The organism is Desulfoluna sp. CYM3A (assembly GCF_056829965.1).
The window spans coordinates 5,627,353-5,651,309 of the sequence record NZ_CP186556.1 but is presented as its reverse complement, the minus strand read 5'-3'; the positions used below and the strand labels follow the sequence as shown (position 1 = coordinate 5,651,309).

Annotated in this window: 22 protein-coding genes, 1 tRNA gene and 5 pseudogenes; 22 read left to right on the top strand and 6 right to left on the bottom strand. The window is 58.7% G+C overall.

What is annotated here, in order from left to right; all coding sequences use genetic code 11:
* Window positions 1-79 precede the first annotated feature (79 nt).
* Window positions 80-1,520 (bottom strand): annotated as a pseudogene (gatB, locus tag ACOYW1_RS28500) (Asp-tRNA(Asn)/Glu-tRNA(Gln) amidotransferase subunit GatB).
* Window positions 1,521-1,823: 303 nt separating this feature from the next.
* Here gatB and ACOYW1_RS28495 point away from each other — a divergent pair.
* The 9 genes and pseudogenes from ACOYW1_RS28495 to ACOYW1_RS28455 all read left to right on the top strand — a co-directional run bounded on the left by ACOYW1_RS28495 (window position 1,824) and on the right by ACOYW1_RS28455 (window position 13,352).
* Window positions 1,824-2,087 (top strand): DUF2065 domain-containing protein, encoded by a 264-nt coding sequence (locus ACOYW1_RS28495; RefSeq protein WP_482418728.1) that lies wholly within the window; start codon window positions 1,824-1,826, stop codon window positions 2,085-2,087.
* 3 nt (window positions 2,088-2,090) lie between these two features.
* Window positions 2,091-3,138 (top strand): annotated as a pseudogene (queA, locus tag ACOYW1_RS28490) (tRNA preQ1(34) S-adenosylmethionine ribosyltransferase-isomerase QueA).
* A gap of 408 nt (window positions 3,139-3,546) precedes the next feature.
* Window positions 3,547-4,674, top strand: a complete 1,128-nt coding sequence (tgt, locus tag ACOYW1_RS28485) for a tRNA guanosine(34) transglycosylase Tgt (protein WP_482420634.1) — start codon at window positions 3,547-3,549, stop codon at window positions 4,672-4,674.
* 577 nt (window positions 4,675-5,251) lie between these two features.
* Window positions 5,252-6,433, top strand: coding sequence for a pyridoxal phosphate-dependent aminotransferase (locus tag ACOYW1_RS28480; RefSeq protein WP_482420633.1), 1,182 nt, complete (start codon window positions 5,252-5,254; stop codon window positions 6,431-6,433).
* A 778-nt stretch (window positions 6,434-7,211) separates the two neighbouring features.
* Window positions 7,212-7,448 (top strand): OadG family protein, encoded by a 237-nt coding sequence (locus ACOYW1_RS28475; RefSeq protein WP_180138544.1) that lies wholly within the window; start codon window positions 7,212-7,214, stop codon window positions 7,446-7,448.
* 18 nt (window positions 7,449-7,466) lie between these two features.
* Window positions 7,467-9,557, top strand: a complete 2,091-nt coding sequence (locus ACOYW1_RS28470; protein ID WP_482420632.1) for a biotin/lipoyl-containing protein — start codon at window positions 7,467-7,469, stop codon at window positions 9,555-9,557.
* A 58-nt stretch (window positions 9,558-9,615) separates the two neighbouring features.
* Window positions 9,616-10,035 (top strand): annotated as a pseudogene (locus ACOYW1_RS28465) (sodium ion-translocating decarboxylase subunit beta); the annotation flags it as partial.
* Between the two features lie 106 nt (window positions 10,036-10,141).
* Window positions 10,142-10,978 carry a sodium ion-translocating decarboxylase subunit beta gene (locus ACOYW1_RS28460; protein WP_482420631.1) on the top strand — a complete coding sequence of 279 codons (837 nt, stop codon included), beginning with the start codon at window positions 10,142-10,144 and terminating at the stop codon, window positions 10,976-10,978.
* A gap of 824 nt (window positions 10,979-11,802) precedes the next feature.
* Window positions 11,803-13,352, top strand: a pseudogene (locus tag ACOYW1_RS28455) (acyl-CoA carboxylase subunit beta).
* On the opposite strand, the gene ACOYW1_RS28450 reads toward ACOYW1_RS28455, so the two are convergent.
* Window positions 13,349-13,606 carry a hypothetical protein gene (locus ACOYW1_RS28450; protein WP_482420630.1) on the bottom strand — a complete coding sequence of 86 codons (258 nt, stop codon included), beginning with the start codon at window positions 13,604-13,606 and terminating at the stop codon, window positions 13,349-13,351. The pseudogene ACOYW1_RS28455 and the gene ACOYW1_RS28450 overlap by 4 nt on opposite strands.
* 50 nt (window positions 13,607-13,656) lie before the next feature.
* Between ACOYW1_RS28450 and amrB the strand changes: the two genes are divergently transcribed.
* The 3 genes from amrB (at window position 13,657) to ACOYW1_RS28435 (ending at window position 15,296) form a co-directional block, all read left to right on the top strand.
* Window positions 13,657-14,511 (top strand): AmmeMemoRadiSam system protein B, encoded by an 855-nt coding sequence (gene amrB, locus ACOYW1_RS28445; protein WP_482420629.1) that lies wholly within the window; start codon window positions 13,657-13,659, stop codon window positions 14,509-14,511.
* Between the two features lie 3 nt (window positions 14,512-14,514).
* Window positions 14,515-14,751, top strand: a complete 237-nt coding sequence (locus tag ACOYW1_RS28440; protein ID WP_482420628.1) for a hypothetical protein — start codon at window positions 14,515-14,517, stop codon at window positions 14,749-14,751.
* Between the two features lie 65 nt (window positions 14,752-14,816).
* A complete protein-coding gene (locus ACOYW1_RS28435) occupies window positions 14,817-15,296 on the top strand; it encodes a hypothetical protein (RefSeq protein ID WP_482420627.1) in 480 nt (159 codons plus the stop codon).
* Window positions 15,297-15,654: 358 nt separating this feature from the next.
* On the opposite strand, the gene ACOYW1_RS28430 is transcribed toward ACOYW1_RS28435, so the two are convergent.
* From ACOYW1_RS28430 to ACOYW1_RS28415, 4 genes and pseudogenes are all read right to left on the bottom strand, one after another.
* A tRNA-Gln gene (locus ACOYW1_RS28430) sits at window positions 15,655-15,728 on the bottom strand.
* 181 nt (window positions 15,729-15,909) lie between these two features.
* A complete protein-coding gene (locus ACOYW1_RS28425; RefSeq protein WP_482420626.1) occupies window positions 15,910-16,788 on the bottom strand; it encodes a glutamate--tRNA ligase in 879 nt (292 codons plus the stop codon).
* 52 nt (window positions 16,789-16,840) lie between these two features.
* A pseudogene (locus ACOYW1_RS28420) lies at window positions 16,841-17,053 on the bottom strand (glutamate--tRNA ligase family protein); the annotation flags it as partial.
* A complete protein-coding gene (locus ACOYW1_RS28415) occupies window positions 17,050-17,307 on the bottom strand; it encodes a glutamate--tRNA ligase family protein (protein ID WP_482420625.1) in 258 nt (85 codons plus the stop codon). The pseudogene ACOYW1_RS28420 and the gene ACOYW1_RS28415, both read right to left, overlap by 4 nt.
* Before the next feature lie 269 nt (window positions 17,308-17,576).
* Here ACOYW1_RS28415 and rpmF point away from each other — a divergent pair, with 269 nt between their 5' ends.
* The 10 genes from rpmF (at window position 17,577) to ACOYW1_RS28365 (ending at window position 23,941) form a co-directional block, all read left to right on the top strand.
* Window positions 17,577-17,759, top strand: a complete 183-nt coding sequence (rpmF, locus tag ACOYW1_RS28410; protein WP_180138532.1) for a 50S ribosomal protein L32 — start codon at window positions 17,577-17,579, stop codon at window positions 17,757-17,759.
* Window positions 17,760-17,840: 81 nt separating this feature from the next.
* Window positions 17,841-18,527 carry a 3-oxoacyl-ACP reductase FabG gene (gene fabG / locus ACOYW1_RS28405; protein ID WP_482420624.1) on the top strand — a complete coding sequence of 229 codons (687 nt, stop codon included), beginning with the start codon at window positions 17,841-17,843 and terminating at the stop codon, window positions 18,525-18,527.
* Window positions 18,528-18,606: 79 nt separating this feature from the next.
* Window positions 18,607-18,837 carry an acyl carrier protein gene (gene acpP / locus ACOYW1_RS28400; RefSeq protein ID WP_180138529.1) on the top strand — a complete coding sequence of 77 codons (231 nt, stop codon included), beginning with the start codon at window positions 18,607-18,609 and terminating at the stop codon, window positions 18,835-18,837.
* A 132-nt stretch (window positions 18,838-18,969) separates the two neighbouring features.
* A complete protein-coding gene (rpiB, locus tag ACOYW1_RS28395; protein ID WP_482418717.1) occupies window positions 18,970-19,428 on the top strand; it encodes a ribose 5-phosphate isomerase B in 459 nt (152 codons plus the stop codon).
* 347 nt (window positions 19,429-19,775) lie between these two features.
* Window positions 19,776-21,020, top strand: coding sequence for a serine hydroxymethyltransferase (gene glyA / locus ACOYW1_RS28390; RefSeq protein WP_482418716.1), 1,245 nt, complete (start codon window positions 19,776-19,778; stop codon window positions 21,018-21,020).
* A gap of 76 nt (window positions 21,021-21,096) precedes the next feature.
* A complete protein-coding gene (locus tag ACOYW1_RS28385; protein ID WP_180138523.1) occupies window positions 21,097-21,552 on the top strand; it encodes a deoxycytidylate deaminase in 456 nt (151 codons plus the stop codon).
* A gap of 44 nt (window positions 21,553-21,596) precedes the next feature.
* Window positions 21,597-22,058, top strand: coding sequence for a transcriptional regulator NrdR (gene nrdR / locus ACOYW1_RS28380; protein ID WP_180138521.1), 462 nt, complete (start codon window positions 21,597-21,599; stop codon window positions 22,056-22,058).
* 63 nt (window positions 22,059-22,121) lie between these two features.
* On the top strand, window positions 22,122-22,955 hold the full coding sequence (gene ribD / locus ACOYW1_RS28375) for a bifunctional diaminohydroxyphosphoribosylaminopyrimidine deaminase/5-amino-6-(5-phosphoribosylamino)uracil reductase RibD (protein ID WP_482420623.1): 834 nt from the start codon (window positions 22,122-22,124) through the stop codon (window positions 22,953-22,955).
* The gene (locus tag ACOYW1_RS28370; protein WP_482420622.1) at window positions 22,945-23,214 is read left to right on the top strand and encodes a RibD family protein; all 270 of its coding nucleotides are present in this window, start codon (window positions 22,945-22,947) and stop codon (window positions 23,212-23,214) included. Before ribD ends, ACOYW1_RS28370 begins: the two co-directional genes overlap by 11 nt.
* 70 nt (window positions 23,215-23,284) lie before the next feature.
* Window positions 23,285-23,941: a riboflavin synthase gene (locus tag ACOYW1_RS28365; protein ID WP_482418714.1), complete on the top strand. Its 657-nt coding sequence runs from the start codon at window positions 23,285-23,287 to the stop codon at window positions 23,939-23,941.
* Window positions 23,942-23,957: the final 16 nt, after the last annotated feature.

Below are 23,957 nucleotides of genomic sequence, written 5' to 3'. Positions count from 1 at the left end.
ATCTATCAAATTTTTTAAAAATTTCGCCAGCAGGGCCGCCGGAGGCTGATTGCACCGTTAAATCTATTTTTCTGAACCATCAACCATTCAGTTTCTCGTTCAGGAGCTGATTCACCAACTTGGGATTACCCTTGCCCTTGGTGGCTTTCATGACCTGGCCCACAAAAAAGCCCATGAGCTTCTTCTTACCTCCACGGAAGGCCTCCACCTCTTTGGGGTTGTCGGCCAGGAGCTTGTCCACGATGCCTTCGATTTCAGAGGTGTCTGATACCTGGGCAAGGCCCTTCTCATCCACAATCACCTTAGCCTCTTTACCGGTGGCCGCCATCTCGTCAAAGACGGTCTTGGCCATGGTGCCGCTGATAACATCTTCCTGAACAAGGGAAAGGAGCCCTGACAGCATCTTTGGAGACACGGGCACGTTGCCAAGGTCCATACCGTCGGTATGCAGAAGCCCCAGGACGGATCCCATAACCCAGTTGGCAACCATCTTGGCCTGCTTGGGCTTGGAGCCGAAGATGGCCAGGCAGTTGTCGAAATAGGTGGCCAGCTCGATGGACGAGGTGAGGACCTCGGCATCCGCCGCTGGCAGGTTCAGCTCGTCCACGTAGCGCTTCTTCATGGCATCGGGGAGCTCGGGCAGGCTGCCTGCGATCTCATCGTACCAGGCGTCGTCGATGACCACGGGCAGGAGGTCGGGGTCCGGGAAGTAGCGATAGTCGTGGGCGTCTTCCTTGCTGCGCATGGAGGTGGAGATCTCCTTGTCGGCGTTCCAGAGGCGGGTCTCCTGGATCACCTCGCCACCGTTATCCAGAATATCGGCCTGACGGTTGATCTCATATCGAATGGCCCGCTCGATGTTCCTGAAGGAGTTTAAGTTTTTCATCTCTGTGCGGGTACCGAACTCTTCTTGGCCCCTGGGCCGCAGGGAGACGTTGGCGTCGCAGCGGAGGCTCCCTTCTTCCATGTTGCCGTCGCACACCCCAATGTGGCGCACGAGCTGATGGATTTTTCTCACCAGGGCACCGGCCTCCTGGGCGCATATCCGGCTCGGAGACGATCTCGATGAGGGGCACCCCGGCACGGTTAAGGTTCACCAGGCTGATGGGACGCATGGGGTCGTGATTGAGCTTGCCCGCATCGTTTTCCATATGGATCCGCGTGATACCGATGCGCTTGGTGGAACCGTCTTCCAGATCGATGTCCAGATGACCGTGCTCGGCAATGGGCAGGGCAAACTGGGTGATCTGGTACCCCAGGGGAAGGTCCGGGTAAAAGTAGTTCTTACGGGCAAAACGGTTCACCCGGTTGATGGTGCAATTGGTTGCAACCCCGGCCTTGGCCGCATAGGCCACCGCGGTTTTGTTGAGCACCGGAAGCACCCCGGGCATGCCGGTACAGACCGGGCAGGTCTGGCTGTTGGGCTCCGCCCCGAAGGCGGTGGAGCACCCGCAAAAAATTTTCGTTTTGGTTTTCAGCTGCGCATGTATTTCAAGGCCAATGACGACTTCATATTCCATATCCGACTCCGCTGCATGGGCGATATCATAACAAAGAACCGGTCCATCAAGCCGACAGACCGGTATGTATATAAAAGGAAGGATTATAGAAGATTTCAGGTTTGATGACAAACCCTTATTCATGGTCGAGGGACTTTCCCGACACAACAGATCGTTACGCACCACCAGACTCATCACGGCCCTTCCCATCCCCTCGCCACCAAACACGGATACCAAAAATATACGTTTTGACAAACCCCGATCTCCATACTATAAATACGGGTTTTTCAAACTGTTTTGCGCCGATGTCAAGGTGACCGGCACATGAAACGAACCACACCGGACGGGACAAACCACGAACACCGCTCGTCCCCACCGATGTGTCAAGGCACGGCAGACCATATGAAATATTTTCTTTGCGTTATCGGAATGGTGATGATTGTTGAGGGACTTCCCTGGTTCGGCTTCCCGAACAGGGCCCGCCAGATTCTCCTGACCCTGGCCGCCCAGCCGGAAAATCGCCTGAGAAGCATGGGGCTGTTCATGATGCTTGGAGGGCTTGCCCTCGTTTATCTGGGGAATATGTAAGAGATGTACCAACTCAGTGATTATCGATTCGACCTTCCGGAAGAACTCATCGCACGCCACCCGGAAAAAAACCGTACCGACTCCAGGCTCCTGCACCTGGAGCGTCACACCGGTTCAAGGCACCACCGACATTTTTCCGATCTCCCGGGCCTCCTTAATAAAGGAGACCTCCTGGTGGTGAACAACACCAGCGTCATCCCCGCCCGGCTCATGGGCCACAAGGAGACCGGCGGCAAGGTGGAGGTGCTGATCCTGGACTACCGGGAAGGTATGGCCGCCATGAATCGCGACGGGGCTTTCTCCTGCCGGTGCCTGCTCAAGGCATCCAAGCGGGTCAAACCCGAGACGCCCATCCGCTTCGGAGAAGGCTTTTCCGCCGTTGTGGAAAGCTTTGACCAGGGCATTTACCGCCTCCGGTTTGCGTGTGACGGCGACTTTGACCGCCTCCTTGAAACCCACGGCAACATGCTGCCCGTACATAAAGCGGGACGCGGACGCCTTTGACAAAAAGACCTACCAGACGGTCTACGCCAAAAACCGCGGGGCCGTGGCCGCCCCCACCGCAGGGCTCCACTTTACGGGGGACCTCATGGAGACCCTGAAAGCCAAGGGCGTTGAGATCGCCGAGCTCACCCTCCACGTGGGATACGGTACCTTCGAGCCCGTGCGGGTGGACGACATCCGGGACCACGCCATCCACACCGAATGGTACGAAGTCTCCGAAGCCACCGCAGCCGCCATAAACAACGCCAAAGCCGAAGGCCGCCGGGTTATCGCTGTGGGCACCACCTCGGTGCGCACCCTGGAGTTCGCCACCGCCAAAGACGGCACCCTTGCACCCGGGGCCGGCCCCTGCGATATCTTTATCTATCCCGGCTACCAGTTCAAATGCGTGGATGCCATGGTCACCAACTTCCACACCCCGGAGTCGACTCTCCTCATGCTCGTCTCCGCCTTTGCCGGAAGAGACACCATCTTCACCGCCTACGAAGAAGCCGTCAGGCTGAAATACCGCTTCTTCAGCTATGGCGATGCGATGTTTATTGACTAAAGCGGACCGAAAAAGCATGCCTCCGGCGGCGAGGTGAGCCACCTCGAAGCGTATTGCGACTGCACTCTCCCCCTCGTTCCTCGGGTAAAAGTGCAATCGCCTTCGGCTCGGGCTTCGCCCGATACAAACGCTATCGATTGATGCAAGCAGCGTCACAAGCCTCGAAGTAACAAGATTAGCGTAACGTGAGCAGTATCCTCGTTAGCCGTAAAAGCGTTTCGACTTCAAGCAACCTCTTTCAGGCAAGCGCCGGAGGCAACCGTCATATAAAAACAGCCTGTTCTACACGGGCAAAGCCCGTCAGCGAATGTGACAACCTGAGGAACGAAGGTTAGAGCATTCGCAAACCTGGGGTGCAGGGGCTTTAGCTCCTGCCCGCCGGAAGCAGCTTTTACATAAAGGAAAACCATGAGACTTACGTATACCAAACAAGCTCAGTCCACAGAGTGTCGGGCACGGGCAGCCACCATCAAGACGCGCCGGGGCGAGATCAAAACCCCCATTTTCATGCCTGTGGGCACGGTGGGGTCGGTGAAGGCCGTGTCGGTTGAGGACCTTGAAGAAGCCGGCGCCCAGATCATCCTCGGCAACACCTACCATCTTTATTTAAGGCCCGGCACCGAGGTGCTGGACGTTTTTGGCGGGCTCCATGATTTCATGAAATGGAAGCACCCCATTTTAACGGACAGCGGGGGGTTTCAGTTCTTTTCCCTGGCCAAGCTCACCAAGCGGACGGAAGAGGGGGTCTCGTTTCAGTCTCACATCGACGGGTCCCGGCACCTCTTCACCCCGGAAAAATCCATTGAGGTGCAGAACCACATCGACTCGGACATCATGATGTGCCTGGACGAGTGCACGCCCTACCCGTCGGACCACAAGGCCACCAAAGAGTCCATGGAGCTCACCACCCGATGGGCCCAGCGCTGCTATGATTTCTGGCAGCAGGAGACCGACCTGCGCAACAACGCCTTCGGCATTGTCCAGGGCGGCATGTACAAGGACCTGCGCACGGCGTCGGTGGAGCAGATCTGCGGCATCGATTTTCCCGGCTACTCCATCGGCGGCCTCTCCGTGGGCGAGCCCAAGGATCTGATGATGGAGATGGGCGAGCACACTCTGGCCCAGATGCCGGACCTGAAACCCCGCTACATCATGGGCGTGGGCACCCCCTCGGACATTGTGGAGCTGGTCATGATGGGCGCCGACATGTTCGATTGCGTCATGCCCAGCCGGAATGCACGAAACGGCAAACTCTTCACCTCCGAAGGGGCCCTCAACATCGCCAACCAGCGGTATCAGAAAGATGAAAAACCCCTGGACCCGGTGTGCACCTGCTACACCTGTCGCAACTACTCCAGGGCCTACCTGCGCCACCTTTACAAATCCAAGGAGCTCCTGGCCTACCGCCTCAACACCATCCACAACCTTCATTATTATATGAACCTCGTGGGGGAAATCAGGCAGGCCATCCTCGAAGACCGCTTCATGGCCTGGCGCAAAGGCTTCTACGCCGCCATGGAGGGCGGGATTCAGTAGTGAAACAAAAACGTGCCTCCGGCGGCAAGGTGGGGGCACCTTGAAACCCTATGGCACGGGCTCCGCCCGTTGCTTACGGAAGAGGGTGGCCAACCTCCGGCATACAAGCGGAGTCCGCCCTTTTCACGAGTGTGCCAGAAGCATCAACCAACTGTAGGGTGCGCTTGCGCACTATTGATGAGCCTTGTGATCGCAATACGGCTTCAGAGCTTCCAAAGTTTGCGATGCATGAAGCTTCATTAGCCCAACCCATCAAAGGGTTTCCCAACAACATGCGGTGCGTAAGGGCACCCTACCTGATGGGGCATCAGCAACGCCGATTCTCCCCCCGTTTTCTCAGTCCCCTTCCTTCGTATGCATAAATTTCTTTGATTTTTTTCCACATCCTGTGAAATAAAAGTGATTCACACCGATCTCATCAAACGTTTCGTTTCGTTTGGTTTGCAGCAGCCGTATCGGTTCCGAGGTAAAAACATGGACGCCGCGACGATACCGCCTGCCGGGACACACCGCAGGCTTCGTGGCTGATATGCGTTCTTTTCATTCACCACAAGAGATAGACGGACCGGAGGATTTCATGACCATTTCGACCAAGATCAAGGGTGCCATCGAAAAATCATCATTTATCCGCAAAATGTTTGAGGAGGGAGCCCGCCTCAAGGCAGAGCACGGAGCGGACAAGGTGTACGACTTCAGCCTCGGCAACCCCTACCTCGCCCCCCCGGCTGAGTTCAAGGAGAGCCTCATGAAGGTGGCGGCCTCTTCCGGTGAAGGCATCCACTCCTACATGCCCAACACCGGCTACCCCTTTGTGCGCGAGGCCGTGGCCGGGTTTGTCTCCGAGCAGCAGGGGGTCACCTTGGATGAAAACGACATCGTCATGACCTGCGGAGCGGCCGGCGCCCTCAACGTGGTTCTCAAGACCCTCCTTGATCCCGGCGACGAGGTGATCTGCCCGGCGCCCTACTTTGTGGAGTACAATTTCTACGCCGACAACCACGGGGGCGTTGTAAAGACCGTTCAGACCAACCCGGATTTCACCCTGGACCTGTCCGCCATCGAAGAAGCGGTCTCTGAAAAGACCAAGGCCGTCCTCATCAACACCCCCAACAACCCCACCGGCCAGGTGTACGACAAAGCGAGCCTTGATGCCCTGGGAGACCTTCTGGCCCGCAAGAGCCGGGACATCGGCCATCCCATCGTCCTCATCTCCGACGAACCCTACCGGAAGATCACCTACGCCGGGATCACCGTGCCCTCCATCATGACCAGTTACGCCAACAGCGTGGTGGTGACCTCCTACTCCAAGGACATCTCCATCCCCGGAGAGCGCATCGGCTACATTGCCATCCACCCCGACTTCGAGGGCAAGGGCCTCTTTCTGGGCGGCCTGGCCCTGTGCAACCGTATCCTGGGGTATGTCAACGCTCCGGCCATCATGCAGCGGGTCATCGCCGACATCCAGGGGGTCAACGTGGACATGACGCCTTACGAAAAAAACCGGGAGCTTCTGGTGGACGGCCTCACCGAGGCCGGGTATGAATTCACCGCCCCCAAAGGGGCTTTTTACCTCTTTCCCAAGTCCCCCATCGAAAACGACGTGGAGTTTGCGCGGGAACTCCAGGAGGAACTGATCCTCGTGGTACCGGGCAGCGGATTCGCAGGGCCCGGCCATTTCCGTATCTCTTTCTGCGTGGACGCGAAAACCATCACCGGGGCTCTCCCGGGATTTGCCAGGGTGATGAAAAAATACAAGTAGTTACTCCTCGAGGAAAACCGCGATAAACTCCGTTCACATTCCTTTCAGAGGTTACCCGGCGGAAAGATGTTTTTTCATCTGCATCTTTCCGCCGGATTTTTACCCGTCCCCAGCCAGGCACCTTCGAACCACACGAAATGAAAGCCAATCAGCGCATCCTCCGTAGGGTGCCCCTATACCGCAGGCCCTCACCACAAACCCGTCCCCTTCCGCCCCCAATATTCATGAATTCCACTGCTTGCCAAGTTCCCCGCCCCATCGCCTCCTGTCAATACCAAGGTATCATCCTACAATAGCTCGTATTTTTTTACTTGACATTGTCGCCCAAATATACAAAATTGTTCGATTCTAGTAATATACTTTCAGTGCCTACATGGCCAATACCTCGATCTGAACGACACATTTAACGTACGTCTGACGACAAAAAAGGAATTGGGAGCCGTCTCAAGGTGACACGTGTCACCCCAAGGGAGTACTGCCCCCTAAGGGTCCATTGCCTGCCGATTTTTCGGGGGTTTGACCCGCCTTTACCGATATTGAAGATTGATGCGCGAATGCCCCCTGCCCGATGGGATACGGGCAGGTGCCGTTCGGCATACATGGATGCCGTGGCAACACGGGATCATCATGAGAAAAGATGCTTTCGCACCGGGCGTGGCTTTATTGCCTGCCGCGGGATGTATCGACCGCACCGTCGACCCCGCACATTCACCCTGTGAACCCACACGTGAAACGCCTCCGGTCAAAGACATCGATTATTATGTGGAGGGGATAGAGTATGATAGTTGAAGGTCTGGGATTGATGGTTGCAGGCATGGGGGTGGTCTTCGCGTTTCTGACCCTCCTGGTCTACGCAATGAAAATCTCGGCAAAGGTGTTAGAGCGATTTACCGATGCCGAAGTGACGGGTGGACCTTTGGAAAAACCAAAAACCGCAGTGTTTCAAAAGGCTGGAGATGACCTGACTGAAATCGCGGTGGCCATTGCGGCTGTAAAAGCCTGCGCGCGCAGCTAACGAAAGGGATAGAAGATTATGGCTAAGAAATTAGTTCGTTTCATGAACACAGCGTTTCGTGATGGTTTTCAGTCGGTCTACGGAGCGCGAGTATTTACTGACGATTTTATGCCTGCCGTTGAAGCGGCAGCCGCAGCGGGCTGCAACTACTTTGAAGCAGGCGGCGGCGCGCGGTTTCAGGCACTCTATTTTTACAGCAACGAGTGCGCCTTTGATATGATGGACAGGTTCCGCGCGGCCGCTGGCCCCGACGCAGACCTGCAGACCCTGGCGCGAGGCATCAACGTGGTCGCCCTGGACTCTCAGCCCAAGGACATGATCAAGCTGCACGCCGAAATGTTCAAGAAGCACGGCATCTCCACCATCCGTAACTTCGATGCCTTGAACGACGTCAACAACCTGATCTACAGCGGCCAGTGCATCGCCGAAGCAGGCCTCAACCATCAGGTGGTCATCTCCATGATGGCCCTGCCTCCGGGCTGTACCGGCGCCCACGACGCCGATTTCTACGTCGACATGCTCAAGCAGATCATGGATGCGGACATTCCGTACCACTCCATCTGCTTCAAAGATGCCTCCGGCACCAGCTTCCCGTCAACGGTCTACGAGACCATCAAACGGGCCAAGGAAATCATTCCGGCGGACATTCCTGTTCAGTTCCACACCCACGACACCGCCGGTATCGGTGTCATCGGGTACAAGGCCGCCCTGGACGCGGGCGTGGACGTCATCGACCTCTCCATGGCTCCCTGCTCCGGCGGTACCTGCCAGCCCGACATCATGACCATGTGGCACGCCCTGCGCGGCACCGAGTACGAGCTGGACTGCGACATCGACAAAATCCGTGAGGCCGAGGAAGTCTTCAAAGAGTGCATGAAGGACTACTTCCTGCCCCCCGAAGCCAAGGCAGTCGAGCCCATCATTCCCTGGTCTCCCATGCCCGGCGGCGCCCTTACGGCCAACTCCCAGATGATGCGTGACAACAACATCATGGACCGCTTCCCCGAGATCATCGAAGCCATGGACGAAGTGGTTCGCCTGGGCGGTTTCGGCACCTCCGTAACCCCCGTGAGCCAGTTCTACTTCCAGCAGGCCTTCAACAACGTCATGATGGGCAAGTGGAAGAAGATCGCCGAAGGTTACGGCAAAATGGTCCTCGGCTACTTCGGCAAGACCCCCGTTCCCCCTGATGCCGAAATCATCAAGATCGCCTCCGAGCAGCTGGGCCTTGAGCCCACCACCCGCAGCCCCCTCGACATCAACGAGGAGGATCCCAACAAGGGCATCCCGTCTGCCAAAAAGCAACTCGAAGACAACGGCCTGCCCACCACCGATGAGAACATCTTCATCGCGGGCGCCTGTGGCGACAAGGGCATCAACTACCTCCTCGGCAAAGCCACCATCGGCGTTCGTAAGAACGTGGCCGAAGCACCCAAGGCTGAAGCCAAGGCAGCCCCGGACGGCTACACCGTCACCGTGGGCGGCAGCACCTACGCTGTCAAAATCGACGGCAACACCGCCGTGGTTAACGGAAAAGCATACAACGTCAATGTGGCCGAAGGCCTCGCCGCCGCTCCTGCCGCTGCAGCCGCCCCCGCGGCTCCCGGCGTGAAAGAAGCGGTCAAGGCCCAGATGCCCGGTGCCGTGGTTCGCATCTCTGCTGCCAAGGGCGCCCAGGTCAAGGCCGGCGACACCCTGCTCGTCCAGGAAGCCATGAAAATGGAAGTGGAGGTGAAAGCCCCCGTGGACGGTACCGTGGCCGATATTCTCGTGGCCACCGGTGACCAGGTGAACGCCGATCAGGTCCTCATCCAGATCGAAACCGCCGGCGCTCCCGTCGCAGCCGCAGCACCTGCTGCAGCGGCCGCCCCTGCACCTGCCGCCCCCGCCGGGGCCGGAGAAGAGGTGAAGGCGCAGATGCCCGGTGCCGTGATCAAGGTCCTGGTTGGAAACGGCAGCGCCGTGAAGGCAGGAGACACGCTTCTCGTTCAGGAAGCCATGAAGATGGAAGTGGAGGTCAAGGCCCCCGTTGACGGCACCGTCACCAGCGTGGCTGTTTCCGCGGGCGATCAGGTGGCCTCCGGCCAGAGCCTGGTCACCATTGCTTAAGGTGATTCTCCATCGCACTCTTTATGCCTTCAAACGACTGAACGGACAGGATAGGACCATGACTCGATACATGAGATTGACACATAAAATCTCCACCAAGCCCCTGGCGATTGTGGCAGCCCTTGTCGCTCTCTGCCTCTTCAGCGGGGTCTCCATGGCAAGTGCCGCCAGCGCGCCAGCGCCGGCTCCCGCCGCGGACGCCTCCATGGGGAAAGTGGAAAAGCTCTGGAAAAGCACCGGACTCAATGCCTTTGTCAACGGTGTCAAAGAAATCTTTGCAGAGAAAACCATCGACAACCACCAGCTGATTCCCCTGGGCATCGGCCAGCTCATCATGATTGCCGTAGGCTGCATCCTGATCTGGCTGGCCATCAAAAAAGGGTTTGAACCCCTGCTTTTGATCCCCATCGGCTTCGGCGGCATTCTTGCCAACATTCCGGTGGCCGGCATTGCCGGACCCGAAGGGTTCCTCGGCCTCATCTACGGCTTCGGGATCAAGACAGGGCTCTTTCCCCTGCTGATCTTCATGGGCGTGGGGGACGACCGACTTCGGCCCCCTCATCGCCAACCCGAAGACAGCCCTTTTGGGGGCAGCCGCCCAGTTCGGCATCTTCACCACCCTCATCGGCGCCCTGGTGCTGAGCCAGGTGGTTCCCGGCATCGACTTCTCCCTGCAGGACGCCGCCGCCATCGGTATCATCGGAGGCGCGGACGGCCCCACGGCCATCTTCCTTGCGGGACGGCTATCGCCGGACCTGCTGGGTGCCATTGCCGTTGCGGCTTACTCCTACATGGCCCTGGTGCCCATCATTCAGCCGCCCATCATGAAGGCCTTCACCTCCAAGGAGGAGCGAGGCATCGAGATGAAACAGCTTCGCCACGTCAACAAGGTGGAAAAGATTGTCTTCCCCTTGATGGTCCTGGGCATCTGTATCCTGCTCCTGCCGGATGCAACGCCCCTGATCGGTATGCTGATGTTCGGCAACCTGCTTAAAGAGTGTGGCGTGGTGGAGCGCCTCTCCAAGACCGCCGCCAACGAGCTGATCAACATCGTCACCATCCTGCTGGGCATCTCCGTCGGCTCCAAGCTGGCTGCGGAGAAATTCCTGCAGCTTGAAACCCTGGGGATCCTCCTCCTCGGTCTCGTGGCCTTTGCCATCGGTACCGCGGCAGGTGTTCTCCTGGCGAAGCTGATGAACCGCATGAGCAAAGAGAAAATCAACCCCCTCATCGGCGCTGCCGGTGTCTCCGCCGTTCCCATGGCAGCACGCGTGGTCAACGGTGTGGGTGTTGAAGAGAACCCCCACAACTTCCTGCTGATGCACGCCATGGGCCCCAACGTGGCCGGCGTCATCGGTTCGGCGGTTCGCCGGGCTATCCTGGCCGGTAAGTACAACCTGATCCAACGGATCTCGACATAAGAAAATCCCAAAGCCCCGTTCCTCCGGAACGGGGCTTTTTTTATGCCAAAACGCTTCGTAACTATTCATCTTGCCTTCTATGGGTAATGCGAGCGGGAAAGAAAGCCTCCGGTGGCGAAGTGAGCCACCTCGACAGCTGATTGCCCTCGGGCTTCGCCCGGCATAAACGCTGATGATTGTGCGGACTGGCTCACAAGCGGCGAAGTCAATGAATACGTTGTCGCCACCTGCCTGTTGCCGATTTAACCGCACCGACTCCGGCGGGTCGCTTTTTGAATAAAAGCTCCGTAAAAACGTTCCGGCTCAATGCCCGTTTTGTTTAAACAAGTCGGCTCACCCAAACTCGACCGGTCCACGCCATGCGCAAGTCCTGTTTGTCAAGAATTGGTGAACGTTTGGCCCCCGGAAGCTGTTTTACGCTTAACAGTGACAAACCCAGAAACGGTCCGGCTCACTCAGGCCCGCCATTTAAACTACAATTGCAATGCGTTAGAACGCCACCGCCTTGACAGCCCGAAAAAAAGCATGGTAGACAATTCATGACTGAGCGACCGTTCAGCCTCCTTGCGCAGCCCTGCCACACCTTCTCGTCCCGGCCCCACGGCTGATCGCTCAGGGGCGTGCCCCAGGCACAACTCAGACCAGGAGCAAAGCACCCGACTCACATGCAACCGGCACGGCTTTTCCGCTGCAGGTTTTCGGCCCAAAAATAGAAGGGGCCCATTCCCCTGATTCAGCTTTCATGATAATAATGTTCACCCCGATTATCACTTGCATGCAAAGCGCATCGCTATCATCAACCGGGAACCCCCCAAGGAGGCCGCATGAATCGCGTCCAGAACAAAATCCACAACCTGAAAGAAAAAGACGCACAGACGCTGATCATGGGCGGAGCTCCGGCCGTAGAAAAGCAGAAGGCCAAAGGCAAGCTCACCGCCAGGGAACGCCTGGACCGCCTCTTTGACAGAGGCACCTTCCGGGAAATCGACCGCTTTGTGACCCACCGATGCACCCACTTCGGCATGGAGGGTGTGGAAATCCCCGCCGACGGTGTCATCACCGGACACGGCCTCGTGGGAGGACGCCCCGTCTTTGCCTATGCCCAGGACGTGACCTCCCGGGCAGGCAGCCTGGGTGAGATGCACGCCAAAAAAATCTGCAAGATCATGGATATGGCCATGAAAGCCGGGGTGCCCATCATCGGCATGAACGACTCCGGCGGCGCACGCATTCAGGAGGGGGTGGATGCCCTGGCCGGGTACGGAGAGATCTTTTTTCGAAACGCCTCGGCCTCCGGGGTCATCCCCCAGATCTCGGCCATCATGGGGGCCACGGCGGGCGGGGCCGTCTATTCGCCGGCCATGACCGACTTTGTCTTCATGGTCAAAGAGACCAGCCACATGTTCATCACCGGCCCCGACGTGATCCGCTCGGTCACCGGCGAAGACGTGGGCTTCGACACCCTGGGCGGTGCCGTCACCCACTGCACCAAAAGCGGGGTGGCCCACTTTGCCTGCGAGGACGATGAAGAGTGCATCGACCGCATAAAACTACTCCTGTCTTACCTTCCGGCCAACAACAAGGAGACCGCGCCCCGGGCCCTTTCCGAGGAGCCCATCCACCGCCTCTGCCCGGAGCTCGACACCCTGATCCCCGAAAACCCCGTGAAGCCTTACGACATGTTCGACCTCATCCGGGCCGTTGCCGATCACGGAACCTATTTTGAACCCCACAGCCTCTTTGCCCCCAACATCATCACCTGCTTCATCCGCCTGGGGGGCCGCACCGTGGGGGTTATCGCCAACCAGCCCAAGGTCCTGGCGGGGTGCCTGGACATCGACACCTCGGACAAGGCCAGCCGCTTTATCCGCTTCTGCGACGCCTTTAACATCCCCCTTCTCACCATTGCCGACGTGCCCGGCTTTCTTCCCGGCATCCAGCAGGAGTGGGGAGGGATCATCCGCCACGGTGCCAAGCTCCTCTGGAGCTACTCCGAAGCCACCGTGCCCAAGCTCCTTCTCATCACCAAAAAAAGCTGCGCACCTGATTCGCCATGAGCTCCCGCCACCTGGGGGCGGACATGGCCTTTGCCTGGCCCACGGCCGAAATCGCCGTCATGGGAGCCCAGGGCGCGGCCAACGTCATCCACAGAAAAGAGATCAAAGGCGCCGACAACCCCGAGGCCATGCGCAATGAAAAAATCTGCGAATACAACGACCTGTTCCTCACCCCTTACATCGCCGCTTCCCGGGGCTATATCGACGCCGTCATCGTCCCTTCAGAAACCCGCAACCATCTCATCGATGCCCTGGACGTCATAAGCTCAAAACACGAAACCCGACCGCCCCGAAAACACGGAAATATCCCGCTTTAAAAAGCATGCCTCCGGCGGGTCGCTTTTTTAAAAAAAAGCTCCGCAAAAAACTCTTCTAAAGCACCCGCGCTACGTTTTGATCGCCCTTCAGGGCGATCAAAACGTAGCGCGGATGCGAAAATGTCGAAATTGTTTTGGCGTAGCCTGTAAGGCTTTAAGACCTGTTTGTCAAACTTTTTAAAAGTTTGGCCCCCGGCAGGGCCGCCGGAGGCCACCTGAATACGTTGCTGCGCCCCCTTCTTTTTCTTCCCCAAAACCCCGTGATATACTACCTTATAGAGACAAAAATTCAGGAGGAAAGAGCATGGGTGCACGAAAACGCGCGGCCCTTCGCGGGCAATGGTATCCGGAGAGCCGGGAGGCCTGCTTCAAGGAGGTGGAAGGGTATCGAAAGGAGGGATGGCTGAAACGCCCCTCGGGGGACGCATTTCAAGCAGGGATCGTTCCCCACGCCGGATGGTTTTTTTCCGGCAGCATCGCCTGCCGGGTCATCGAAACCGTGGCCCGGGGTGACTTGCCGGACCTGGTGGTCCTGTTCGGGCACCACCTGGGGCCGTCGGAGCCCACCAGCGTCATGGCCGAAGGGACCCTGGAAACCCCCTTCGGAGACCTGCGGGTCCACGAGGCGTTCTCAGAGGCCCTGGGAAGCACCCCTTATGTACGGCGAGAGATGAGCCCTTTCATGGCGCCTGAAAATACCCTGGAGCTTCAGCTTCCTTTTATCCGGTACTTTTTCGGGGAGACTCCGGTCTGCCTCATGGGGGTGGCCCCCAACAAGTGTGCGGAACCCGTGGGCGAGTCCGTGGTGGACGCAGCACGCAGCCTGGGCCTCACCGTCAAGGTCATCGGCTCCACCGACCTCACCCACTACGGCCCAAATTTCGGGTTCACCCCCCAGGGCAAGGGGGAAAAGGCGAGGGCCTGGGTCTGCGATACCAACGATCGAGAGGCCATCGACCACATGACAGAACTTGATGCTGCCTACTTCACCGACGAGGCCCTGGCCCGGCGCAATGCCTGCTGCGCAGGTGCCGTGGCAGCCACCCTGGCCGCAGCCCGGTCCCTGGGCATCCCCCGCGGCCTTGAGATCGCTCACACCACCAGTTTTGACAAAAGCCCCTCGGACAGTTTCGTGGGATACACCGGGGTGGTATTCTAAGCCATGAACATTCCAAAATACTGGGCCAAAGGCACCACACGACACGACGTTCGCATGCGAAACATCCTCACGGGCAAACCCATGGCTCCCCTTGCCTGCTGGGGCTGGTCCGACACCAGCCTTGCCGACGCCAGGGAAAAGGGGCGCAAACGGGCGGACGCCGTTGCCGAAATGATCCTCAAGGGCAACCGGCCGGACACCTACCTCTATGGCGATCGCCCCATGCGGGAAAACGCCTGATAAAGTGGACATCGGAGGACGGCACGACCTGGGCCGCCGTCACCCTCAACGGATACGGATGCCGGGTGCTCAACACGGCACGGGCCATGTTCATCGACGTGGACCTGCCGATGCCGTCCCTGTGGGACTGGCTCAAATACAGGGCACGCATGCTGACCGGCTCCCGGTGCCTGCCCCCTCGGCAGCAAAAGGAGTATGAAGCCCTGTCCAAGGTGGAGACCATGGTAAGGGCAGACCCGTGTTTCGGTATCCGGGCCTATCGCACCCGGGGAGGCCTCCGTTACCTGGTTACCCACGCCCACGCCGACCCCACCTCTGAGCTCACCTCCGGCATGATGGAGGTCCTGGGTGCCGACCCCCTTTACATGCGGCTCTGCAAGACCCAAAAATGCTTTCGGGCCCGCCTCACCCCCAAACCCTGGCGGTGCGGGCTTCCGGCCTGCACGTCTAGTACCCCTGGAGGGATGAAACAGCAGAGCAGGAAGCTCGCCAATGGCTATCAGCCTATGGGGACAAAACCAGAGACCTGGCCACCTGTGAATTGATCAACCACTTCGGCTCTGATGCCATGGACGAAGAGATCTCCCGCGTCGTCTCCTTCCACGACAAAGCGACCCGGGCCCAGTCCGGTCTTGAGCTTGCATAAGCCGGATGCACGTCAACAATATTTGTAACTATTCAGCCCATGCCTCCGGCGGCCCTGCCGGGGGCTAAACTTTTAAAAAGTTTAGCAAACAGGTTTTAAAAAAAGGGACATGAATGCCGTTTTAAATGCAGATGTGATTTGCCCCGAGGAACGAGGGGCAAATCACATCTGCTATCTCGCCATGAAAACACCATGGCCTTAGTCCCCATAAACACAAAAAGCCCCTTCGATTGCTCGAAGGGGCTTTATTTTTTAATTGGCTGGGATGCAGGGATTCGAACCCCAATAGACGGAATCAGAATCCGTAGTCCTGCCATTAGACGACATCCCAGCAGGCAACTCAATTGGTTGCGAGAGGGTATATAGTCCGGTGGGGCCGATTGAGTCAAGCAAAAATTTCGCCTTTTTCAAGCCCCCTTCCGAGGGCTTACCCTAACCCTCTTTGGGCAAAGGGCATTTTTGCCCTGAACAAGGCGCAGAAAAAATCTCCGGCGCCTTGTCCGCCCGGATCGCTACCCCAGGCTCCGGATATGGGCCACGGCGTCGTCGATACGCTTTAAGGTCTCCTCTTTGCCGAGGACGTCGAGCATCTCGTACATGTCGGGGCTGGCACCGGTGCCGGAGACGGCCAGGCGCATGGGCATGGCCACCTTGCCGAATCCCACCTCGAGCTTGGCCACCACGGCCTTGAAGGTCGCGGCCAGGGCGTCCTGGGTAAACTCGGTCTCGGCCAGGGCCTCTTTCATCGCGAGGAGCACATCCGCAGCCTCGGGCTTGAAGGCCTTTTTGGCCATCTTGGGATCGTACTCTTTCACCCCTTGGAAAAAGAACCGGGCGTTCTCGGCCATCTCCACCAGGGTGTGGCTTCGGGGGGCCAGGGTCTTTACGGCCTTTTCCAGCTGCGCGCGGTCGTCGGCCACAATGCCCGCCTTCTCAAGGAAGGGCAGGAGGGCGTCGGTGATCTCCTCGGTGGGCTTGGCCTGGATGTGCTCGTGGTTGATGGCCATGAGCTTGTCCTGGTCAAAAACGCCGGGGGAACGGCCGATGTTGTCCGGGTTGAACTTTTCGATGAGCTCTTCGCGGGTGAAGAACTCCTGGTCCCCGCAGGACCAGCCCAGGCGCGCCAGGTAGTTGATCATGGCATCGGGAAGGATCCCCATGTCCCGGTACTCGGTGACGCTGGTGGCACCGTGCCGCTTGCTCAAACGGGCCTTGTCCGCCCCAAGCACCATGGGCACATGGCCGTAGGTGGGCACCTCTTCTCCCATGGCCTTGACGATGAGGACCTGCTTGGGGGTGTTGTTGACGTGGTCGTCGCCCCTTAAGATGGTGTTCACCTTCATGGTCAGGTCGTCCACAGCAACAGCCAGGTTGTAAGTCGATAGAGTCACTACGCTGGATGATGAAGTCGTCGAGTTCTGCGTTGGGAATGGAGATCCGCCCCTTGACCATGTCGTCAAAGGCGGTGGACCCGGCCAGGGGCACCTTGAAACGCACCACGGCCCCCTCGGTGGGCCCCAGGTTTCGCTCGCGGCACTTCCCGTTGTACTTGGGTTTCTCCCCTTTGGCCCGTGCGGTCTCCCGCATCTCGTCGATCTCCTCGGGGGTGCAGGTACACCAGTAAGCGTGGCCGTCTTCAAGGAGCTTGTCGATCACCTTTTTATAAAGGTCAAAACGCTTGGTCTGATAAAAGGGGCCGTAGCCAGTGGATTGCCCAGCCACTCCAGCCCGTCGAAGATGGCCTGAACCGACGCCTCGGTGGAACGTTCCAGGTCTGTGTCTTCGATGCGGAGGATGAAGGTCCCGCCGGTTTTCCGGGCGTAGAGCCAGTTGAACAGGGCGGTGCGTGCTCCGCCGACATGAAGGTAACCCGTGGGGCTCGGAGGAAACCGTGTTATAATCTCACCCATAGCATCTCCTGTGGTATCTATTTTTTTAAAAAAAATTTTGCCCTTCAATCCGCACCCGCTCGAAAAAAAAACGTTGTGGATCGATAGGGATCTGCGCTATCTACGGCTCATGGCCAATTACCACAGTTGCTTTGCCAGCACAAGTAGCCAAAATCTAAGCACGTGAATATTCTTGACAATCGCCTTTAAATAAAATAAATAAGGGCGGTTAAGACTGTTCCATCATTATACATAATTTTTTAAAGAAATAAATGAGTTAGGAGATAACCATGGCAGTACCTAAGCGTAAGACCTCCAAAGCCAGATCGCGAAAACGTCGCACCCATTACAAGACTGACGCCCCCAACGTGTCCGTCTGCCCCGAGTGCGGTGAGCCCAAGATGATGCACCAGGCATGCCCCGACTGCGGCACCTACAAGGGTCGCAACGTACTGGCAGAAGACGAAGAGTAGCGATCACACGATGTGTCGAATCCGCACGCGAGTAACAACGCGTGCAAGGCGCCACGTTTTTTTCCCTGGAGTGTAGGGTCTATGCCTGACACCAATCCACGCAGTATCGTCGTCACCGGAGGGTCCCGGGGCATCGGCCGAGAGGTCTGCCTCGAATTTGCCGGTCCCGATACCCGCATTTACTTCAACTACGCGTCCTCCGAGGAGGCGGCACGGCAGACCGAAGCCCTTGTCGCTGAAAAGGGTGGTACGGCCGTTGGCGTCCGTGTGGATGTCACCTCCGAAGCGGAGGTCTCCGCCTTTATCAAGAAGGTGGTGGACGAGACCGGGCGCGTGGATGTGCTGGTCAACAATGCCGGTGTTACGCGGGACGGGCTTTTGGTCCGCATGAAAGAGTCTGATTGGGACACGGTGTGCGACACCAATCTCAAAGGGGCTTTTTTCTGCCTGAAAGCCGCGGCACGGCCCATGATGAAGCAGCGTTCCGGCCGCATCATCAACATCACCTCCATGGTTGGGGTTACGGGCAATGCCGGCCAGGCCAACTACTGCGCCTCCAAGGCGGGGCTCATCGGCCTTACCCGTTCAGCGGCCCGCGAGCTGGCCTCCAGGCAAATCACGGTCAATGCCGTGGCACCGGGGTTCATCGATACCGACATGACCGCCGCCCTTTCGGAGGAGGCCATCGGATCCATCATCGCCCAGATCCCCATGCAACGTACCGGCTCACCTCCAAGATGTGACCGGTGTTGTAGTCACCGCCTCTGAGCGGCAGCGCCTCGTCCACGGACAGGTACTCCATGTCAATGGGGGCATGTTCACAACATAACGACACAATGAGGTAGCGATGTCCGTAGAAGACAAAATCAAAAAAGTAGTCTCTGAAAAGCTGAAAGTCGAAGCCGGTGACGTGGTTCCCGAAGCACACTTCGTCAACGACCTGGGAGCCGACTCCCTGGATCTCGTGGAGCTGATCATGTCCATGGAAGAGGTCTTCGATATCGAGATCTCCGACGACGAGGCGGAAAAGCTCGTTCGCGTCAAAGACGCCATCGAGTACATCGAAGCGCGCATGTAGCGCGGCCGGCCGCAAGGCCGACTCGGCAAGGCTCCCCCTTCATGGGGAGAAGAAACAAAAAGACCATGACGATCAGGTTGACAGGGTGGGCCGTTCCCACCCTTCCTTGTATCTATAAGGCACGATAAGATCATGAGTAACGACACAACCCCGTATGAGACCGAAGTCATCATCGGATGCGACCACGCCGCCTACCCCCTGAAGGAGACCATAAAAGTCTTTCTGGAGAAAAAGGGCGTCAAGGTGGTGGACGCGGGATGCCACGGGCCGGAGTCCGTCAACTATCCCGATTTCGCCAAAGAGGTGGCCGGCAAGGTCTCCGACGGGACACACCCGAAGGGCATCCTTCTGTGCGGCACCGGCCTCGGCATGTCCATGGCCGCCAACCGCTTCAAAGGTGTCCGTGCGGCCCTGGTGAGCGACGGTTTTTCCGCGCGCATGAGCCGCATGCACAACAACAGCAACATCCTGGTCATGGGCGCCCGCGTCATCGGCGAATCCCTGGCCCTGGACCTTGTTCAGATCTGGATGGAAACCCCCTTTGAGGGAGGACGTCACCTGGATCGCATCCAGATGTTTGAGTCCTTCTGATCAACAGGGAAAACTGCACGGCAACACCGCTTTTCTATGGGGAGCGAACCCTTGAAAGCAGGGCCTGCATGGCGGGATTCCCGGCGACAGGGGTCGCAGGCGGTGAGCCTGATCGCGGTGACCCACGTCGAAGGCAACCTGCCGCCCTTGGGGATAAGGGCTGAAAGGGAAGACACCCGGCACGGACCGAACTCACGCTGTTCGTCCGCCGCACACCGGTCGGTCCCCACGGACCCCGGCAGCGCTTCGACAAGCCATTCGACGTGGCGTCCTTCACCAACCGAAAACCCGGCTGACAAGCCAAAACCGGCTGACGCGCCGAACACACGGCTGAAGAGGAAGCAAAGGTGAACCTGAAGTGTATTAGAGATGTGGACCCGGATATTGCCCTTGCCATCGAGAACGAAATCTCGCGGCAACAGAACAACCTTGAACTTATCGCATCGGAAAACGCGGTGAGCACCCCGGTCATGGAAGCCATGGGCACCCCCCTGACCAACAAGTATGCCGAAGGGTACCCCGGCAAGCGATACTACGGCGGCTGCGGCCACGTAGACACCGCCGAGGCCATTGCCATCGAACGGGCCAAAGAGCTCTTCGGCGCGGCCTATGCCAACGTCCAGCCCCACTCGGGTTCCCAGGCCAACATGGCGGCCCTTTTCGGGATGCTTGAGCCCGGCGACACTGTCATGGGCATGGACCTCGCCCACGGCGGTCACCTGACCCACGGCAGCCCCGCCAGCTTCTCCGGCAAGTTGTTCAACTTTGTCCATTACGGCGTGGAAAAAGAGACCGGCATGATCGACCTCGACCATGTGGAGTCCATGGCCCGCGAGTGCAAGCCCAAACTCATCATCGTCGGGGCCAGCGCCTATCCCCGCACCCTCGACTTCGAAGCGTTTTCCGCCATTGCCCAGCGCACCGGCGCCGCCCTCATGGTGGACATGGCGCACATCGCCGGCCTGGTGGCCGGTGGCGTCCATCCCAACCCCGTCCCCTACGCGGACGTGGTCACCTCCACCACCCACAAGACCTTAAGGGGTCCCAGGGGCGGCCTGATCCTCTCCGGCAAAGACCTCACAGGCGTCATGAACAAGCAGATCTTCCCCGGTATCCAGGGCGGTCCCCTCATGCACGTCATCGCGGCCAAAGCCATCGCCTTCAAGGAAGCGGCCACCGACGAATTCAAAGCCTACCAGGCACAGATCGTCAAAAACGCCGCGGTCCTGGCCGACGCCCTCATGGAGAACGGGTTTGACCTGGTTTCCGGCGGTACCGACAACCACCTCATGCTCCTGGACCTCACCCGCATGGACATCACGGGCAAGGACGCCGAAGAGACCCTGGACCGCGCCGGCATCACCGCCAACAAGAACGTGGTCCCCTTCGACACCCGCAGCCCCTTTGTCACCAGCGGGATCCGCATCGGCACCCCGGTGCTCACCACCCGGGGCATGAAGGAAGCCGAGATGAAGCAGGTGGCGGGTTTCATGGCCAAAGCCCTGACCAACAAGGACAACCCCGCCGTCATCGACACCATTCGACAGGAGGTGAAGGCCCTCTGCAACGCCTTCCCTCTGTTTACCGACTAACAGGTCACCGACCCGTTGATCGAAGGGAGGGCCGGCTCGCAAAGCCGGACCCTCCCGCCGCCAAGGAGCCGCCCATATGGAACCGGAACAGACTCGCCCCTCATGGGCCCAGTACTTCATGGACATCACCGAACTGGTGGCCAAGCGCTCCACCTGTACACGCCGTGCGGTGGGAGCCATCCTTGTCAAGGACAAGCGGATCCTGGCCACGGGCTACAACGGCGCCCCCAGCGGGGTGCGCCACTGTGCCGAGACCGGATGCCTGAGAAAGCAGCTGGGCGTCCCCTCCGGGGAACGCCATGAGCTCTGCCGCGGCGTCCACGCAGAACAGAACGCCATTGTACAGGCCGCCCACTACGGGGTGTCCATCAACGGCGCCACCCTCTTTTGCACCAACCTCCCCTGCTCCATCTGCGCCAAGCTGCTGATCAACGCAGGGGTGAAAAAGATTGTGTACCAGTCGGGTTATGCCGACGCGATTTCCGAAGAGATGCTAAGCGAAGCCGGTGTTGAAGTGATTCAGGTCCCCTGAACCGGAGTATTGGCCCACAAGACCACTGTCACAAGGAGAACGCCATGAAATGCCCCTACTGCGCCGAAGACAACACAAAAGTCGTGGACTCTCGGGACACCAAGGATAAAAACGAAATCCGGAGGCGCCGGGAGTGCCTCGCCTGCGGCAGGCGCTTCACCACCTACGAGCACGTGGAAAAACTCCCGGTCATGATCGTGAAAAAAGACGGCCGCCGGGAAGAGTTTACCCGAAGCAAGGTGGCCGCAGGCCTTTACAGGGCCTGTGAAAAACTCGATATCAGCGTCAACGTCATCGACGCTTACTTAGACGAGCTGGAGCGGGACCTGCGGGAGACCGGAGAAAAAGAGATCCCTTCTCAGAAGATCGGTGAGAAGGTAATGATCTGGCTCCACGGCAAAAACGACATCGCCTACGTCCGCTTTGCTTCCGTCTACCGGGAGTTCAAGGACGTCAACGACTTTGTCATGGAGCTCAAGGGGCTCCTCTCAAAGGAGTCGCAGTAGCCGGGCCGTCCCCGGCACGTTAAAGGGACGGCGCTTTACAAACAGCGCAACAAAGGGGGAGCCATGGAGGCTCAGGAGTACATGGAGATGGCCCTTGCCCTGGCGGCACGAGGCATCGGATGGACCTCCCCCAACCCCGCGGTCGGGGCTGTGGTGGTCAACAACGGACAGGTGGTGGGGCGCGGCTGGCACAAGGCCTGCGGCGGCCCCCATGCCGAGGTCTTTGCCATTGATGAGGCAGGAGACCGGGCCGAAGGCGGCGACATCTATGTTACCTTGGAGCCCTGCAACCACACCGGCAAGACCCCTCCCTGCACCGAAAAGATCTTGAACGCCGGGATCCGGCGTGTCTTCATTGCCATGGAAGACCCCAACCCCGTGGCCTCGGGCGGTATCGAGCGCCTCAGATCCCAGGGGGTCGAGGTGACCTCCGGCATCCTCCGGGAAAAAGCCGAAGCCCTCAACGAAGGGTTCATCAAGCACGTGCAGACGAACCGCCCCTTTGTGGTGGCCAAAAGCGCCGCCACCTTAGACGGCCGCACCGCCGCATCCACGGGCCACTCCCAGTGGATCACCGGCGAATCCTCCAGGCGCCATGTCCACGAGCTCCGGCACGCCGTTGACGCCATCATGGTGGGCATCGGCACGGTCAAGGCTGATAATCCCTCCCTCACCCCGCCCAACCCCGGGGGAAAAGACCCCATCCGCATCATCCTCGACAGCCACCTCACCATTGACGATCAGGCGAGGGTGTTGCAGCTCAATTCCGATTCTGATACAATAATCGTTTGCGGTAAGATCCCAACGGAAGCCGAGGAGACCCTCCGGAAAAAGGCGCGCCTTGAGGCTTCTGGAGCGCGGGTTCGAGGTCCCCTTAGGTATCTATGTGGATCTTGACCGACTCATGGCAACCTTGGGAAAAGAGAAGATCCAGAGCATCCTCCTCGAAGGGGGAGCGACCCTTCTCAAATCCGCCCTGGACGCAAAGATCGTGGACAAGTTCCGCATCTACATCGCGCCCAAGCTCCTCACAGGAGACGACGGGTTTCCCGTCACCGCAGGCAAGGGGCCCCTCTCCATGGACGAGGCCCTGACCCTTTCCCGGGTTGCTGTTCGACACTTTGACAATGACGTAATGATCGAGGGCTACCTGTAAAGATGCCGATCGCCCTGCGGGGCGTGCCAGCCGTTTCAGGACCAGCTTTCTTGAGAAGAGGCGATGAGGTATGTTCACCGGAATTATTGAAGGATTCGGCACCATCAGGGACATCCGCCCCACAGGCCAGGGGTCCCGCTTTGCCATCGAGGCAGACTTTCCCCTCGACCGCGTCAAGATCGGGGACAGCATCGCTGTGAACGGCTCCTGCCTCACCGCCGTGGTCCTGGACGGCCGCCGCTTTGAGGTGGACGTGGCCCCCGAAACCATTAAACGCACCGTCTTTTCCAGCATCCACGTGGGTTCCCGCGTCAACCTGGAGCGTGCTCTGCGCCTCTCCGACCGCTTAGACGGCCACATCGTCTCCGGCCATGTGGACGGCGTGGGCACCATTGTCAGCAAAGAACGCCAGGCCAACGCCGTCATCGTCACCATCGCCGTGGAAAAGCACCTCTCCCGCTACATGATCGAAAAGGGCTCCGTGGCAGTAGACGGCATCAGCCTGACCATCAACGCCGTCACCGACACCACCTTCACCCTGAGCATCATTCCCCACACCGCAGAAATCACCAGCATCGGCCAGAAGCCGCCCGGTTCCATCGTCAACATCGAAACCGACATGGTGGGGAAGTACATCGAAAAATTTCTCATGACGCCCAAGCCCGATCAGAAGCCCCAAGCCCCTTCCATCGACATGGCCTTTTTGGCCGACAAGGGATTTTTGTAAGCCGACGACGCAAGAA

Excerpts from the sequence above, each read along its gene's own strand:
- ACOYW1_RS28495 (WP_482418728.1), top strand. The coding sequence starts at position 1,824 with ATGAAACGAACCACACCGGACGGGACAAACCACGAACACCGCTCGTCC.
- tgt (WP_482420634.1), top strand. The coding sequence starts at position 3,547 with ATGAGACTTACGTATACCAAACAAGCTCAGTCCACAGAGTGTCGGGCA.
- ACOYW1_RS28480 (WP_482420633.1), top strand. The coding sequence starts at position 5,252 with ATGACCATTTCGACCAAGATCAAGGGTGCCATCGAAAAATCATCATTT.
- ACOYW1_RS28475 (WP_180138544.1), top strand. The coding sequence starts at position 7,212 with ATGATAGTTGAAGGTCTGGGATTGATGGTTGCAGGCATGGGGGTGGTC.
- ACOYW1_RS28470 (WP_482420632.1), top strand. The coding sequence starts at position 7,467 with ATGGCTAAGAAATTAGTTCGTTTCATGAACACAGCGTTTCGTGATGGT.
- amrB (WP_482420629.1), top strand. The coding sequence starts at position 13,657 with ATGGGTGCACGAAAACGCGCGGCCCTTCGCGGGCAATGGTATCCGGAG.
- ACOYW1_RS28440 (WP_482420628.1), top strand. The coding sequence starts at position 14,515 with ATGAACATTCCAAAATACTGGGCCAAAGGCACCACACGACACGACGTT.
- ACOYW1_RS28415 (WP_482420625.1), bottom strand. The coding sequence starts at position 17,307 with ATGGGTGAGATTATAACACGGTTTCCTCCGAGCCCCACGGGTTACCTT.
- rpmF (WP_180138532.1), top strand. The coding sequence starts at position 17,577 with ATGGCAGTACCTAAGCGTAAGACCTCCAAAGCCAGATCGCGAAAACGT.
- fabG (WP_482420624.1), top strand. The coding sequence starts at position 17,841 with ATGCCTGACACCAATCCACGCAGTATCGTCGTCACCGGAGGGTCCCGG.
- acpP (WP_180138529.1), top strand. The coding sequence starts at position 18,607 with ATGTCCGTAGAAGACAAAATCAAAAAAGTAGTCTCTGAAAAGCTGAAA.
- rpiB (WP_482418717.1), top strand. The coding sequence starts at position 18,970 with ATGAGTAACGACACAACCCCGTATGAGACCGAAGTCATCATCGGATGC.
- ACOYW1_RS28385 (WP_180138523.1), top strand. The coding sequence starts at position 21,097 with ATGGAACCGGAACAGACTCGCCCCTCATGGGCCCAGTACTTCATGGAC.
- nrdR (WP_180138521.1), top strand. The coding sequence starts at position 21,597 with ATGAAATGCCCCTACTGCGCCGAAGACAACACAAAAGTCGTGGACTCT.
- ribD (WP_482420623.1), top strand. The coding sequence starts at position 22,122 with ATGGAGGCTCAGGAGTACATGGAGATGGCCCTTGCCCTGGCGGCACGA.
- ACOYW1_RS28365 (WP_482418714.1), top strand. The coding sequence starts at position 23,285 with ATGTTCACCGGAATTATTGAAGGATTCGGCACCATCAGGGACATCCGC.